At 74.8% G+C, this 13,614-nt stretch carries 12 protein-coding genes; 8 read left to right on the plus strand and 4 right to left on the minus strand.

The window, feature by feature from the left end; all coding sequences use genetic code 11:
• Positions 1-569: 569 nt before the first annotated feature.
• Both PUR61_RS43900 and PUR61_RS43905 read right to left on the minus strand, forming a co-directional pair.
• Entirely contained in the window at positions 570-1,532 is a 963-nt protein-coding gene (locus PUR61_RS43900; protein ID WP_329885551.1) for a Ppx/GppA phosphatase family protein, read from the minus strand.
• 122 nt (positions 1,533-1,654) lie between these two features.
• Positions 1,655-2,548, minus strand: coding sequence for a glycerophosphodiester phosphodiesterase (locus PUR61_RS43905; protein WP_329885552.1), 894 nt, complete (start codon positions 2,546-2,548; stop codon positions 1,655-1,657).
• Between the two features lie 311 nt (positions 2,549-2,859).
• Between PUR61_RS43905 and PUR61_RS43910 the strand changes: the two genes are divergently transcribed.
• Positions 2,860-3,783, plus strand: coding sequence for a hypothetical protein (locus PUR61_RS43910; RefSeq protein ID WP_329885553.1), 924 nt, complete (start codon positions 2,860-2,862; stop codon positions 3,781-3,783).
• A 92-nt stretch (positions 3,784-3,875) separates the two neighbouring features.
• On the opposite strand, the gene PUR61_RS43915 is transcribed toward PUR61_RS43910, so the two are convergent.
• The gene (locus PUR61_RS43915) at positions 3,876-5,045 is read right to left on the minus strand and encodes an NADH-quinone oxidoreductase subunit D (RefSeq protein WP_329885554.1); all 1,170 of its coding nucleotides are present in this window, start codon (positions 5,043-5,045) and stop codon (positions 3,876-3,878) included.
• Positions 5,042-6,100 (minus strand): SAM-dependent methyltransferase, encoded by a 1,059-nt coding sequence (locus PUR61_RS43920; protein ID WP_329885555.1) that lies wholly within the window; start codon positions 6,098-6,100, stop codon positions 5,042-5,044. Before PUR61_RS43920 ends, PUR61_RS43915 begins: the two co-directional genes overlap by 4 nt.
• A 139-nt stretch (positions 6,101-6,239) precedes the next feature.
• Between PUR61_RS43920 and PUR61_RS43925 the strand changes: the two genes are divergently transcribed.
• The 7 genes from PUR61_RS43925 (at position 6,240) to nadC (ending at position 13,544) form a co-directional block, all read left to right on the plus strand.
• Entirely contained in the window at positions 6,240-7,472 is a 1,233-nt protein-coding gene (locus PUR61_RS43925; RefSeq protein WP_329885556.1) for a sensor histidine kinase, read from the plus strand.
• A gap of 53 nt (positions 7,473-7,525) precedes the next feature.
• Positions 7,526-8,215, plus strand: coding sequence for a response regulator transcription factor (locus tag PUR61_RS43930; RefSeq protein WP_329885557.1), 690 nt, complete (start codon positions 7,526-7,528; stop codon positions 8,213-8,215).
• A 215-nt stretch (positions 8,216-8,430) separates the two neighbouring features.
• Positions 8,431-9,396, plus strand: a complete 966-nt coding sequence (locus PUR61_RS43935) for a Rossmann-like and DUF2520 domain-containing protein (protein WP_380359974.1) — start codon at positions 8,431-8,433, stop codon at positions 9,394-9,396.
• Positions 9,396-10,301: a pantoate--beta-alanine ligase gene (gene panC, locus PUR61_RS43940; RefSeq protein ID WP_329885558.1), complete on the plus strand. Its 906-nt coding sequence runs from the start codon at positions 9,396-9,398 to the stop codon at positions 10,299-10,301. The genes PUR61_RS43935 and panC overlap by 1 nt, the downstream gene beginning before the upstream one ends.
• A 103-nt stretch (positions 10,302-10,404) precedes the next feature.
• Positions 10,405-10,878: an aspartate 1-decarboxylase gene (gene panD / locus PUR61_RS43945; protein ID WP_329885559.1), complete on the plus strand. Its 474-nt coding sequence runs from the start codon at positions 10,405-10,407 to the stop codon at positions 10,876-10,878.
• A 16-nt stretch (positions 10,879-10,894) separates the two neighbouring features.
• Entirely contained in the window at positions 10,895-12,568 is a 1,674-nt protein-coding gene (locus PUR61_RS43950) for an L-aspartate oxidase (RefSeq protein ID WP_329885560.1), read from the plus strand.
• A gap of 4 nt (positions 12,569-12,572) precedes the next feature.
• Positions 12,573-13,544: a carboxylating nicotinate-nucleotide diphosphorylase gene (nadC, locus tag PUR61_RS43955; RefSeq protein WP_329885561.1), complete on the plus strand. Its 972-nt coding sequence runs from the start codon at positions 12,573-12,575 to the stop codon at positions 13,542-13,544.
• Positions 13,545-13,614 lie beyond the last annotated feature (70 nt).

The raw sequence follows: 13,614 nt of genomic DNA on the forward strand, positions 1-13,614 counted from the left end.
CGACCTGGCCGCGGGTTTCGCCCCGAGCTTGGCCGCCCGCGCCGCGGGCGCCTCCGCGGCTTGCGGGCCGGGCCCGGCCGCGGGCTCGGCGGTCCGGCGGGCGGCGCGTCCGGTCGTCCGGCCCGCCGACTGCTTCGACGCCTTCCGGGCCGCCTTCTCGGCGACCCCGCCGGCGGCCTCCCTGGCCGCCCGGACGCCCTTCACCGCCTTGCCCAGCTTGCGGGAGCGCACGGGCGCGGTGTCCGGGTCGGCGGTGTCCGCGGACCGCGGCGCGTCCGGGTCCGGAGTCGTGTCCGGAGCCGTGTCCGAGGCCGTGCCCGCAGGGCCCGCGCCGGCGTTCGGAGCCGGGCCGGACGGGCGGCGGGCCCGGCGCGCGGCGTCCGGCCGCGGCTGCCCGTCCTCGGGAGCGCGGCCCTCCCGCGTACCGTCCTCGCCCGCTGGATGCGCCACGGGAGACAGCGTAAGCGTCCCGCGCCCGGAACGGGGAGCCGGTCGGAGGGCGCGCGGGCGGGCCACGCGCCGGGCCGTCCGGGCGGGGGAACCGGCAGTTCGGGGACGGGAACGGCCCGTCAGGGGGTGAGGGCGGGCCGACGGCGGTCGGCGGAACCGTCCATGGCGTCCAGGCGGCGCAGGATGATCCCCTCGCGCAGCGCCCAGGGACAGACGTCCAGTTCGTCCAGACCGAACAGGTCCATCGCGGCGTCCGCGACCAGGGCGCCGGCCAGCAGCTGCTTGGCGCGGCCCTCGGAGACCCCCGGGATGTGTGCCCGCTCGGTGACGGTCATCGCGGAGAGCCGGGGCAGCCAGGCGGAGAGGTTGCTGCGGGTGAGCCGACGGTCCGTGTACGGGCCCGCGTCGGCCGGGGCGGCGCCGGTCATCCGGGCGAGCTGCTTGAAGGTCTTGGAGGTGGCGACGGCGTGGTCGGGGGTGCCGAGCCGGGAGATCTCGCCGACCACGGTCGCGATCTCGGCCCGGATGTGGCGTCTGAGCTCCCGCAGCTCCTCCGGGTCGGCGACGTCGCCGGGCAGCCAGCGGGCGGTCAGCCGGCCGGCGCCGAGCGGCAGCGAGCAGGCCACGTCCGGCTGCTCGTCGAGGCCGCAGGCGATCTCCAGCGAGCCCCCGCCGATGTCGAGGTTGAGCAGCCGGCCGGAGGACCAGCCGAACCAGCGCCGGACGGCGAGGAAGGTGAGCCGGGCCTCGTCCTGGCCGGAGAGCACCCGCAGTTCGACCCCGGTCTCCTGGGCGACCCTGCGCAGCACCTCCTCGCCGTTGACGGCCTCGCGGACGGCGGAGGTGGCGAACGGCAGTATGTCGACGACGCCCTTGTCCTCGGCGACCCGCAGCGAGGAGGCGACCATGCCGACCAGCTTGTCCACGCCGGGCTCGCTGATCGCGCCCTGCTCGTCGAGGAGTTCGGCGAGCCTCAGCTCGGCCTTGTGGGAGTAGGCGGGCACCGGAGCGGCGCCCGGATGGGCGTCCACCACGAGGAAGTGGACCGTGTTGGAACCTACGTCGAGAACACCGAGTCGCATAGCGCTCCACGCTACGCGATTCGGGGGCTGTGGAGACCGGCTGCGCCGGTATTCGTGCTGGTCCGACGAGTACGGTCGGAAGGGTGCGGGGGACGGGCCGGGACGGGTCGGCCGCGGGCCGATCAGCCGGTGTGTTCCGCCCGGTGGCCGGTACGGCAGCGGGTGTCGGCCCAGGCGCGGGCCCGGCCGGGAGCGTCCGTGATCAGCCCGTCGGCGCCCCGCCCGGCCGACGACCACCAGCCCTCCTCGTCGTCCAGGACCCAGACGTACACCTCGCGGCCGCTCCGGCGCTCGGCGGCGATCCGGTCGGCGGTGGCGAGCGTGCGGTCCAGGGCGATGCCGTGCAGCGGGAGGCCCGCCGGGTCGTCGGCGAGCCCTGCGCCCTGGATCAGTACCACCGGCAGCTCGGGCGCGACGGCGTGGGCCTGCCGCAGGTGCTCGGCGGAGAACGAGTACAGATGGACCGGCGCCCCGCTGTCGGCCGCCAGCCGGGCGATCCGCTCGACGTCCTCGGCACGCTGCCACTTGATCTCCATCAGCAGGGTGACGCCGCTGCCGGAGAGCCGCCGGAGCAGCTCCTCCAGGGTCGGCACCGGCACGGCCGGGCCGGGTCCGGTGGTCACCCGCAGTCCCGCGAGCTGAGCGGCGGTCAGGTCCGCGACCGCGCCCTCGCCGTCGGTGGTGCGGTCCACCGCGGAGTCGTGCATGAGCACCGGCACGCCGTCCCGGGTGGTCCGGACGTCGGTCTCCAACCAGTCGGCGCCCAGGCGGAGGGCCGCCTCGAAGGAGGCCATCGTGTTCTCGGGGGCGTCGAGCGGCGCGCCCCGGTGACCGATCACCAGGGGCGCGCCGCAGCCGGTCCGGGCGACGGCGGCCGGCTGGGCCCGCAGGCCGGTGGCGGGCTCGGAGGTGCGGGCCGCCGTGGCGGCGCAACCGGGGACGGCGGCGGCGAGCAGCGCGAGGGCGGGGAGGGCGGTGCGCAGGGCCGTCCTGGCGGGGCGGGGCGGGGTGGTCACGACTCGGGGCTCCAGTTGCTCTGCTGCTCCGCGGCTCTACTGCTCTACTGCTCTACTGCTCTACTGCACCGCGGCTCGCGGTGCGGTGGTCGCCGGTCGGCCGGCAGGGAGCCAGCATGCCGCACCGTGACGATGCGCCGACGCCACCCGGGCGACCGCACCCGCCTGCCACCGCACGATCCGGTCGGCGCGGACGATCACCGGGTGACCGCGTCCGGGGATCCACCCGCCCGGTCACCGGCCGGTGACACCACCGTTTACGCCCCGGCCGCAGACGGTCCGGACCTCCGGGAAGGCTCTACCCTTGCCGGGTGGCAGCAGCAGAGACCTCCAAGAAGAAGACCAAGCCCAAGGCCGGCGGTCCGACGACCGTCGACCTCGCGATGCCGACCCTCCGCTCCGACCTCGGCTCCGAGCCCGGTGCCGGGCCCGGCGACCGGCTCCGCCCCGAGGTCGCGCTCGACTTCCCGCGCGCCTGGGTCGAGTTCTCCGACCCGGACGACGAGGAGCAGGTCTTCCGCTGCGACCTGACCTGGCTGACGTCGCGCTGGTCGTGCATCTTCGGCAAGGGCTGCCACGGGATCCGCGAGGGCCGCGGCGAGTCCGACGGCTGCTGCACCCTGGGCGCGCACTACTCGGACAAGGACGACGAGAAGCGCGTCGCCGGCCACGCGACCCGCCTGACCCCGGAGATCTGGGAGAACTTCGAGCACGGCACCGACGCCAAGGGCCGGATCAGGCTCGACGGCGGCATCACCATGTTCGACGAGGACGGCGACCGGCAGACCCGCCGGATCAACGGCGCCTGCCTCTTCCTCAACAGCCCCGGGTTCCCCGGCGGCGCCGGCTGCGCGCTGCACACCCTGGCGCTCAAGGAGGGCCTCGAACCGCTGGAGACCAAGCCGGACGTCTGCTGGCAGCTGCCGGTCCGCCGCACCTACGACTGGATCGACCGCCCGGACGACACCCGATACCTCCAGGTCACCATCGGCGAGTACGACCGGCGCGGCTGGGGTCCGGGCGGCCACGACCTGCACTGGTGGTGCACCGGCAGCCCGGAGGCGCACCAGGGGCCCGACCCGGTGTTCGTCAGCTACCGCCCCGAGCTCACCGAGCTGATGGGCAAGGCCGCGTACGAGGTGCTGGCCGGCCTCTGCGAGCAGCGGATCGCGACCAAGGGCGACCGCAAGGTGGCCCCGCACCCGGCCGACCCGGTGAAGAAGGCGAAGAAGTAGCACCCCGGGAGCCCCCGGCCGCAGCCCCGGGACGGCCGTCCGCGCGGGCCGACGCCGGGGGCTCCCGTGCGGGTGCTCGCGTGCGGGGACCGTTACTTGTCGATGTCCCCGACCACGAAGAACATCGACCCCAGGATCGCCACCATGTCGGCGACCAGCGTGCCGGGCAGCAGCTCCGTCAGCGCCTGGATGTTGTTGAACGAGGCCGAGCGCAGCTTCATCCGCCACGGCGTCTTGTCGCCGCGCGAGACGAGGTAGTAGCCGTTGACGCCGAGCGGGTTCTCCGTCCAGGCGTAGGTGCTGCCCTCGGGGGCCTTGAGCACCTTGGGCAGCCGCAGGTTGACCGGGCCGGGCGGCAGCTGCGCCAGCTTGTCGAGGCAGGCGTCGGCGAGGGCCAGCGCGTTGACGGTCTGCTCCAGCAGGCACTCGAAGCGGGCCAGGCAGTCGCCCTCCTCACGGGTGACCACGGTCAGGACCTGCCGCAGCTCCTCGGAGCCGTAGGCGAGGTAGGGCTCGTCGCGGCGCAGGTCCAGATCGAGGCCGCTGGCCCGGGCGATCGGTCCGCTGACCCCGTACGCCTGGGCCTGGGCCCGGGTGAGCACGCCGACGCCGGCGGTCCGGGCGCGGAAGATCTCGTTGCCCAGCACCAGGTCCTCGAAGACCGGCAGCTGGGAGCGGACGACGGCGACGGCGGTCCGGACCCGGCCGAGCCAGCCGGCCGGCAGGTCCTCCTTGAGCCCGCCGACCCGGTTGAACATGTAGTGCATGCGCCCGCCGGAGGCCTCCTCCAGCACGTGCTGGAGGTCCTCGCGGCCGGTGAAGGCGTGGAAGATCGGCGTGATGCCGCCGAGTTCCAGCGGGTAGGAGCCGAGGAACATCAGGTGGTTGAGGACGCGGTTGAGCTCGGCGAGCAGGGTGCGGATCCAGACCGCTCGCTCGGGCACCTCCATGCCGAGCATCCGCTCGACGCCGAGCACCACGCCCAGCTCGTTGGAGAAGGCGGAGAGCCAGTCGTGCCGGTTGGCCAGCATGATGATCTGCCGGTAGTCCCGGGCCTCGAAGAGCTTCTCCGCGCCCCGGTGCATGTAGCCGATGACCGGCTCGGCGGTGACGATGCGCTCGCCGTCCAGCACCAGCTTCAGGCGCAGCACGCCGTGGGTCGCCGGGTGCTGCGGGCCGATGTTGAGCACCATGTCGGTGGTGCCCGCCTCGCCCGTGAAGTTCTCGGCTCCCGCCCCGATGCCGACCGTGGTCTCCCTCATGGGGTCAGAGTCTGCCATCCCGGCAGCGGCCCCAGGCTCCGCGGTACCGGCATGCGGACGGTCTGCGAGAGCCAGCCGAACGCACCGAGGCCGCCGGGGTCGGTCAGCTCGGCGCCCTCGCCCGCGCCGCCGAGCGCCCGGAGGTAGGCGACCGGGTCGGTGGAGGCCAGGGCGAGCGGGGGCCGGGCCCCGCTGACGCCGAGTGCCCGGAGCGCGTCCCGCTGCGTCGTCCACAGGCTGTGGAGACCGGGCACGGCAGCGGCGTCCAGTGCGACGTGCGCGGTGACGTCGCAGGAGCCGTCCGGCACGGGGAGCACCTCGCGGCCGGCCCGGAAGCCGGTGCGGGTGGTCAGCGGCGGGCGGCGGCCGGCGGTGTGCGCGTAGTCGACGGCGACGGCCAGCCCGCGGTCCAGCCCGGCGACCGCGTGCGCCCAGGCCGCGTCCCGGGGGCCGCCGAACTCCACCACGTCCCCGGGGCGTTCCGCCGGCCACCAGCGGGCGGCCCAGGCCGCGTCCGCCGCGGAGACCGGGTCGCCGAGCCGCTCCCCGCCCGTCGCGGTCTCCACCTCGACGTAGCGCAGCACCCCGTCCTCGTCGGCCTCGCCGGTGTCCAGGGGGACGTTGTCGAGCCACTCGTTGGCGAACAGCAGACCGGTGACACCGCGTGGCACCCGGTCCGTCCAGACGACGTCCGCCCAGGCCCGCTCCGTCCACAGCCCTGTGGACGGAGGGGCGGCCGGACGGTCGGCGAGCTCCACCGCGTACGGCCGCAGCCGGTCACGGACCGCGTCCGGGCCGGTGTCCGGCAGCGCGGCGAGGACACCGGCGACCAGTTCGCCCCGCCCGGCCCCGACGTCCACGAAGGCCAGCTCCTCCGGACGGCCGAGGGCCGCGTCGACCTCCAGGAGCAGCCGGGCCACCGCCCCGGCGAACAGCGGCGAGGCGTGCACCGAGGTGCGGAAGTGCCCGGCGGGGCCCTCCGGCCTGCGGTAGAACCCTCCGTCGGGGTCGTACAGGGCGTGTTCCATCGCGGTCACCCACCGCATCCAGCTCATGCGCCGGGACGCTACACAACCGGTCCGTACCCTCCCGACCAGTACGGCATCGGCACTGCGGGCTCTCCGACCTAGGGAGTAGGAGGGATCGCCCTCCCGGCGGACCTGGGCACGCTCCGCGACTGCCTACGCTTGAGTCGTGCATCGACTCAACGCCTGGCTCCGCCGTCACCCCATGGTGGTCGACTCCGCCTGGGCCGCGTTGGTGCTCTTCCTCGGCATCCTGCCGGAGAACGGGAGCGGCAACGACGGCTGGCGGTTCGGCGTCCACTTCGCCATCGCCCTCGTCCTGCCGATGCTGATGGTGATCCGCCGCCGCTGGCCGAACGCCACGGTGGCCGCCGCCACCGGGATCGGCCTGACCCAGGTGGCGCTCGACGTCAACCCTGCGGTCTCCAGCATCGCCTACCTGGTGTTCGCCTACACCGGCGCCGCCTTCGGGCGGCCCTGGACGTCCCGGACGGCCCTGACCGCCGGGCTGCTGGCCGGCCCGCTGGTGTTCTGGCAGCTGCACCCGATGAAGACCACGGTCGACGACCTCGGCGACGCCCACCACCAGTCCTACTCGATCCCCGAGTCGCTGTTCATCTCGGCGCTCATGACCACGCCGTTCGTCCTGTGCTGGGCGTGGGGCCGGCTCACCCGGGTCCGGCGCGCCTACCTGGTCGAGCTGGAGGACCGCGCGGCCCGGCTGGAGCGCGAACGCGACGCCCAGTCCAAGGTGGCGGTGGCGGCCGAGCGCGCCCGGATCGCCCGCGAGCTGCACGACGTGGTCGCGCACAACGTCTCGGTGATGATCGTGCAGGCCGACGGCGCCGCCTACGTGCTGGAGAACTCCCCGCAGCAGGCCAGGGAGGCGCTGGGAACGATCGCCTCCACCGGCCGCCAGGCCCTGGTCGAGATGCGCCGGCTGCTCGGCGTGCTGCGCACCTCCGACACCAACGCCGAGGAGTACGTGCCGCAGCCGGGTGTCGAGGAACTGCCCGACCTGCTGGACCAGTGCCGCACGGCCGGCCTCCAGGTGGACTTCGCCACCTCGGGATCGCCGCGCGAGCTGCCCCGCGGCGTGGAGCTGACCGTCTACCGGATCGTCCAGGAGGCGCTGACCAACGTCCGCAAGCACGGCGGTCCGGACGTGCACGCCCGGGTCGCGGTCGACTTCGGGGAGCGCGAGCTGGCCGTCCTGATCGAGGACGACGGCCGCGGCTCCACCGACGAGCAGCTGGCCTCCGGCGGTACCGACGGCCAGGGCCACGGCCTGATCGGCATGCGCGAGCGGGTCGGCATGGTCAGTGGCAGCCTCGACGTCGGGCCCCGCCCCGGCGGCGGGTTCCGGATCCGCGCCGTCCTGCCGCTCAAGACGGCCCACTGACCCCGCCCGACGTCACCACCCCGTCGCCCCTCATCAAGGAACTAGGAGCCACCTTGACCATCCGCGTGATGCTGGTCGACGACCAGGAGCTGCTGCGCACCGGATTCCGGATGATCCTGCAGTCGCAGGGCGACATCGAGATCGTCTCCGAGGCCGGGGACGGCGTCCAGGCCCTGGACAAGCTCCGGCACACCTCGGTCGACGTGATCCTCATGGACGTCCGGATGCCGAGGCTGGACGGCGTGCAGGCCACCCGCAGGATCTGCCTGGCGGAGGACGGCAGCCCGCTGCCCGACGCCCCCCACGTGCTCATCCTCACCACCTTCGACCTCGACGAGTACGCCTTCGCCGCCCTCAAGGCCGGCGCCAGCGGCTTCCTGCTCAAGGACGTGCCGCCGACCGAGCTGGTGGCCGCGATCCGCGCGGTGCACGGCGGGGACGCGGTGGTCGCCCCGACCACCACCCGCCGCATGATCGACCGGTTCGCCGAGGTGCTGCCGACCCCGCAGAGCGGGCCCGGCCGGGACACCCTGGGGCCGCTCACCGAGCGCGAGCGCGAGGTGTTCCTGCTCGTCGCGCAGGGTCTCTCGAACGGGGAGATCGCCGCCCGGCTGGTCCTCTCGGAGGCCACCGTGAAGACCCACGTCGGCCGGATCCTGGCCAAGCTGGGCCTGCGGGACCGGGTGCAGGCGGTCGTCCTCGCGTACGAGGCTGGCCTGATCCGGGCCGGCGCCACGGACTGACCCGCCGGTCCCCGCGCTCCCGACCCGCTCCCCGGCCCGCCCCGGGGGCGTCCCCGCGACCGGCCGCCGGACCGCCCCGGGCCGCCCCGACCCGCCCGGCCCGGCGCGACCCTCCCGACCCGCCCCGACCGGGACCGCCCCGCGCCCGTAGAATGGGCCGGTACGTCCGGTACCCGAGGAGGACCGGAACGGAGAGTGAGGACCAGGGCCGAGCCGTGAGCACGTCCGACAGCGCCTACCCCGACGAATTCGCCGCGTTCCCACCCCTCGCCGACGGCTTCGGCGACCCGGCCGACCCCGGCAACCGACCCGCCCGCCTGGCCGTCGGCGTGGTCGGCACCGGCCGGGTCGGCCCCGCCCTCGGCGCCGCCCTGCAGCTCGCCGGCCACCGGGTGGTCGCCGCGTCCGGGGTCTCGGCCGCCTCCCGGCGCCGCGCCGAGGCGCTGCTGCCCGGCGTGCGGATCGTCTCCCCGCCGCAGGTGCTGGCCGCCGCCGACCTCGTCCTGCTGACCGTCCCCGACGACGCGCTGGCCGACCTGGTGGCCGGCCTCGCCGCGACCGGCTCCGTCCGCCCCGGCCAGCTGCTGGTGCACACCTCGGGCGCGCACGGCGTGGCCGTGCTGGAGCAGGCCACCCGGGCCGGTGCGCTGCCGCTCGCGCTGCACCCCGCGATGACCTTCACCGGCACCTCGGTCGACCTGGCCCGGCTGGCCGGCTGCCCGTTCGGGGTGACCGCCCCCGAGGAGCTGCGCCCGGTCGCCGAGGCGCTGGTGGTCGAGATGGGCGGCGAGCCCGAATGGGTGCCGGAGGACGTCCGGCCGCTCTACCACACGGCCCTCGCACACGGCGCCAACCACCTGGTCACCCTGGTCGCGCAGGCGCTCGAACTGCTGCGCGCGGCCGGCGTCGCCGAGCCCGGCCGGATGCTCGGCCCACTGCTCGGCGCCGCGCTCGACAACTCCCTGCGCTCCGGCGACGCGGCCATCACCGGCCCGGTCGCCCGGGGCGACACCGGCACCGTGCGGCGCCACCTGGCGCAGCTCAGTACGGTGTCCCCGGACATCCCGGCCGCCTACCGGGCGATGGCCCGCGCCACCGCCCAGCGGGCACTCGCGCACGGGACGATCGACGAAGCGTCGGCGGCATCGCTGCTGGACGTACTGAACGAGGAGAACCAGTAATGGCACGCGGCAAGCAGCCGGGCAAGGTCCAGCGCGCCCCCAAGGTCCACCGGGCCGTGGTCACGCACACCGTCGACGACTTCGAGGCCGCGTTCTGGCCGGACGAGCAGCCGGTGGACAACGCGGTCGTGATGACCATGGGCGCCCTGCACGAGGGCCACGCCGCGCTGATCCGCGCCGCCCGCCGGCAGGTCGGCCGGGACGGCCGGGTCGCCGTCACGGTCTTCGTCAACCCGCTGCAGTTCGGCGCCGGCGAGGACCTGGAGCGCTACCCGCGCACCCTGGACGAGGACGTGAAGCTGGCCGAGGAGAGCGGCGCCGACGTGGTCTTCGCGCCGTCCGTCGACGAGGTCTACCCGAACGGCGAGCCCCAGGTGCGGGTGGCCGCCGGCCCGATGGGCGAGCGGTACGAGGGCGCCACCCGGCCCGGCCACTTCGACGGGATGCTGACCGTCGTCGCCAAGCTGCTGCACATCACCGACCCGGACTTCGCCTTCTTCGGCGAGAAGGACGCCCAGCAGCTGGCGATCGTCCGCCGGATGGTGGCCGACCTGGACTTCGACGTCGAGGTGGTCGGCGTGCCGACCGTCCGCGAGGAGGACGGCCTGGCGCTGTCCTCCCGCAACCGCTTCCTCTCCGCCGAGGAGCGCGCGCACGCGCTCGCCCTCTCCAGGGCGCTGTTCGCCGGGCGGGACGTCGCCGCCCAGGGCCCGAAGGCCGCGCGCGAGGCCGCCTCGGCCGCCCTCGAAGCCGCCGACGGCATCACCCTCGACTACCTCGCCCTGGTCGACCCGCTCTCCTTCACCGAGGCGCCGGACGACTTCCAGGGCGAGGCGGTGCTGGCCGTCGCCGCGACGGTGGGCGCGACCCGTCTGATCGACAACGTCCACGTCATCTGCCGCTGACGAACCCGCACGGCCCCGGCTCTGGGCGGATCGGCGACCATCGCGCAGAATCGTCCGGCAGCTGCACATCCCTCAGGCATGCACTCACAGGAGGCGTGACCACATGCTCCGCACCATGCTCAAGTCCAAGATCCACCGGGCCACCGTGACCCAGGCCGACCTGCACTACGTCGGCTCGGTCACGGTGGACGAGGACCTGCTCGACGCGGCCGACCTGCTCCCGGGCGAGCTGGTCCACATCGTCGACATCAACAACGGCGCCCGGCTGGAGACGTACACCATCGCCGGTCCGCGCGGCTCCGGCGTGATCGGCATCAACGGGGCCGCCGCCCGCCTGGTCCACCCCGGTGACCTGGTCATCCTCATCGCCTACGGGCAGATGGACACCGCCGAGGCCAAGGGCTACCTCCCCAAGGTCGTCTTCGTCGACGACCGCAACCGGGTCACCGGTCTGGGCGGCGATCCGGCCGAGGCCGCGGAGGGCACCGGGCTGGTCCGCGGTGACCGGGTGGCGGCCCCGACGGCGGTGGGGGGAGCGTACGGTGACGGCAACAGTGCGGCCCCGACCGCGCGCTGAAGGAGCCACTGAAGCCATGTCCGTCACGCACCGCCTCGCCGCCCCCGCACCCGGCTGGACCACCACGACCGACGTCGTGGTGGTCGGCTCCGGCGTGGCCGGGCTCACCGTCGCCCTCAACGTCCGCAAGGCCGGCCTGCGGGCCCTGGTGGTCACCAAGGCGATGCTGGACGACGGCTCCACCCGCTGGGCCCAGGGCGGCATAGCCGCCGCCCTCGGCGAGGGGGACACCCCCGAGCAGCACCTGGACGACACCCTGGTGGCCGGCGCCGGCCTCTGCGACGAGGACACCGTCCGCACCCTGGTCACCGAGGGCCCGGACGCGGTCCGCCGGCTGATCGCGGTCGGCGCCGCGTTCGACCGGGGCGAGGACGGCGAGATCCTGCTCACCCGCGAGGGCGGCCACCACCGGCGCCGGATCGCCCACGCGGGCGGTGACGCCACCGGAGCCGAGATATCGCGCGCCCTGGTCACCGCCGTACGGACCGACCCGGGCGTCGAGCTGATCGAGCACGCCCTCGTCCTCGACCTGCTCACCGACGCCGACGGCCACGCCGCCGGCCTCACCCTGCACGTGATGGGCGAGGGCCAGCGGGACGGCGTCGGCGCCGTCCGGGCCCGCGCGGTGGTGCTCGCCACCGGCGGCATGGGCCAGGTCTTCTCGGCCACCACCAACCCCGCGGTCTCCACCGGCGACGGCGTCGCACTCGCCCTGCGGGCCGGCGCCGAGGTCACCGACCTGGAGTTCGTCCAGTTCCACCCGACCGTGCTGTGGCTCGGCCCGGACGCCGAGGGCCAGCAGCCGCTGGTCTCCGAGGCGGTCCGCGGCGAGGGCGCCCACCTGGTCGACGGGACCGGCACCCGCTTCATGGTCGGGCAGCACGAACTGGCCGAGCTGGCCCCGCGCGACATCGTCGCCAAGGCCATCACCCGGCAGATGCAGCTCCACGGCGCCGACCACATGTACCTCGACGGGCGGCACTTCGGCGCCGAGATGTGGGAGCAGCGGTTCCCGACCATCCTGGCGTCCTGCCGGTCGCACGGCATCGACCCGGTCACCGAGCCGATCCCGGTCGCCCCGGCCGCGCACTACGCCTCCGGCGGCATCCGCACCGACGGGCACGGCCGGACCACCGTCCCCGGCCTGTACGCCTGCGGCGAGGTGGCGTGCACCGGGGTGCACGGCGCCAACCGGCTGGCCTCCAACTCGCTGCTGGAGGGCCTGGTCTTCGCCGAGGCGATCGCCGCCGACCTGGCCGCCCGGCACGCGGCCGGCGAGCTGTCCGAGCGGTCGGTGGACGTGGCCGCGGCCCGTGCCGCCCGCACCGTGCCGCTGCCCGCGCCCGAGGCCCGGGCCGAGATCCAGCGGCTGATGTCGCGCGGCGCGGGCGTGCTGCGCTCGGCCGCGTCGATGGCCGCCACCGCGGCCGGGCTGACCCGGCTGGCCGAGCAGGCGCTCACGCACGTCGCCGAGGAGAAGCCGGCCGACCCCCGGGTGGAGACCTGGGAGGCCGCCAACCTGCTCCTGGTCGCCAGCGCGCTGACCACCGCCGCCACCCAGCGGGCGGAGACCCGCGGCTGCCACTGGCGCGAGGACTTCCCGGACCGGGACGACGCGCGGTGGCGACGCCACCTGATCACCACCCTCACCGCCGAAGGCGACCTTGTCAGCACCCCCGAGGAGCAGTAACACCATGACCGACGCGACCCACACGCACGAGGAACTCCCGATGGCCGACGGCTGCGGCGACGGCTGCGCCTGCGGGGACGGCGAGGGCTACGAGACCGGCCTGGACCCGCAGCTCGCCGAGCTGCTGGAGGAGGCCGGCCTGGACCCGGTCGAGGTCGAGGACATCGCCACCCTCGCACTGGCCGAGGACCTGGCCGGCGGCGAGGACGTCACCTCGGTGGCCACCGTGCCGGCCGACGCCGTCGCGACCGCCGACTTCACCGCCCGCCAGGCCGGTGTGGTGGCCGGTCTGCGGATCGCCGAGGCCGTCGTCTCGCTGGTCTGCGAGGAGGAGTTCGAGGTCGAGCGGCACGTCCAGGACGGCGACCGGGTCGAGGCCGGCCAGGTGCTGCTCTCGGTCCGCTCCCGCACCCGGGACCTGCTGACCGCCGAGCGCAGCGCGCTCAACCTGCTCTGCCACCTGTCCGGGATCGCGACCGCCACCCGGGCCTGGTCGGACGCGCTGGAGGGCACCGGCGCCGTGGTCCGCGACACCCGCAAGACCACGCCGGGCCTGCGGGCGCTGGAGAAGTTCGCGGTCCGCTGCGGCGGCGGTGCCAACCACCGGATGGCCCTCTCCGACGCGGCCCTCGTCAAGGACAACCACGTGGTCGCGGCCGGCGGCGTGGCCGAGGCCTTCCGCGCCGTCCGGGCCGCCTACCCCGACCTGCCGGTCGAGGTCGAGGTCGACACCCTGGAGCAGATCCCGCCGGTCCTGGACGCCGGGGCGGACCTGGTCCTGCTGGACAACTTCACCGTCCCGCAGCTGACCGAGGCCGTCGCGCTGGTGGCCGGCCGGGCGAAGCTGGAGGCGTCCGGCGGACTGACCCTGGCCGGCGCGCGCGAGGTCGCGGAGACTGGTGTCGACTACCTGGCGGTGGGGGCGCTCACCCACTCCTCGCCGATCCTGGACATCGGCCTGGACCTGCGCGCCTGATCCGCCCGCTCGTGATCCGCTCGCTCGTGATCCGCCCGCGCTCGGAATCCGCTCGCTCGGGATCTGAGCG

The sequence above is a fragment of the Streptomyces sp. BE20 genome (assembly GCF_036322525.1).
GTDB lineage: Bacteria > Actinomycetota > Actinomycetes > Streptomycetales > Streptomycetaceae > Kitasatospora.

What these genes read in the sequence shown, in the direction of transcription:
- PUR61_RS43900 (WP_329885551.1), bottom strand. Translation starts at nt 1,532, where the DNA reads ATGCGACTCGGTGTTCTCGACGTAGGTTCCAACACGGTCCACTTCCTC.
- PUR61_RS43915 (WP_329885554.1), bottom strand. Translation starts at nt 5,045, where the DNA reads ATGAGGGAGACCACGGTCGGCATCGGGGCGGGAGCCGAGAACTTCACG.
- PUR61_RS43920 (WP_329885555.1), bottom strand. Translation starts at nt 6,100, where the DNA reads ATGAGCTGGATGCGGTGGGTGACCGCGATGGAACACGCCCTGTACGAC.
- panC (WP_329885558.1), top strand. Translation starts at nt 9,396, where the DNA reads ATGGCACGCGGCAAGCAGCCGGGCAAGGTCCAGCGCGCCCCCAAGGTC.
- panD (WP_329885559.1), top strand. Translation starts at nt 10,405, where the DNA reads ATGCTCCGCACCATGCTCAAGTCCAAGATCCACCGGGCCACCGTGACC.
- PUR61_RS43950 (WP_329885560.1), top strand. Translation starts at nt 10,895, where the DNA reads ATGTCCGTCACGCACCGCCTCGCCGCCCCCGCACCCGGCTGGACCACC.
- nadC (WP_329885561.1), top strand. Translation starts at nt 12,573, where the DNA reads ATGACCGACGCGACCCACACGCACGAGGAACTCCCGATGGCCGACGGC.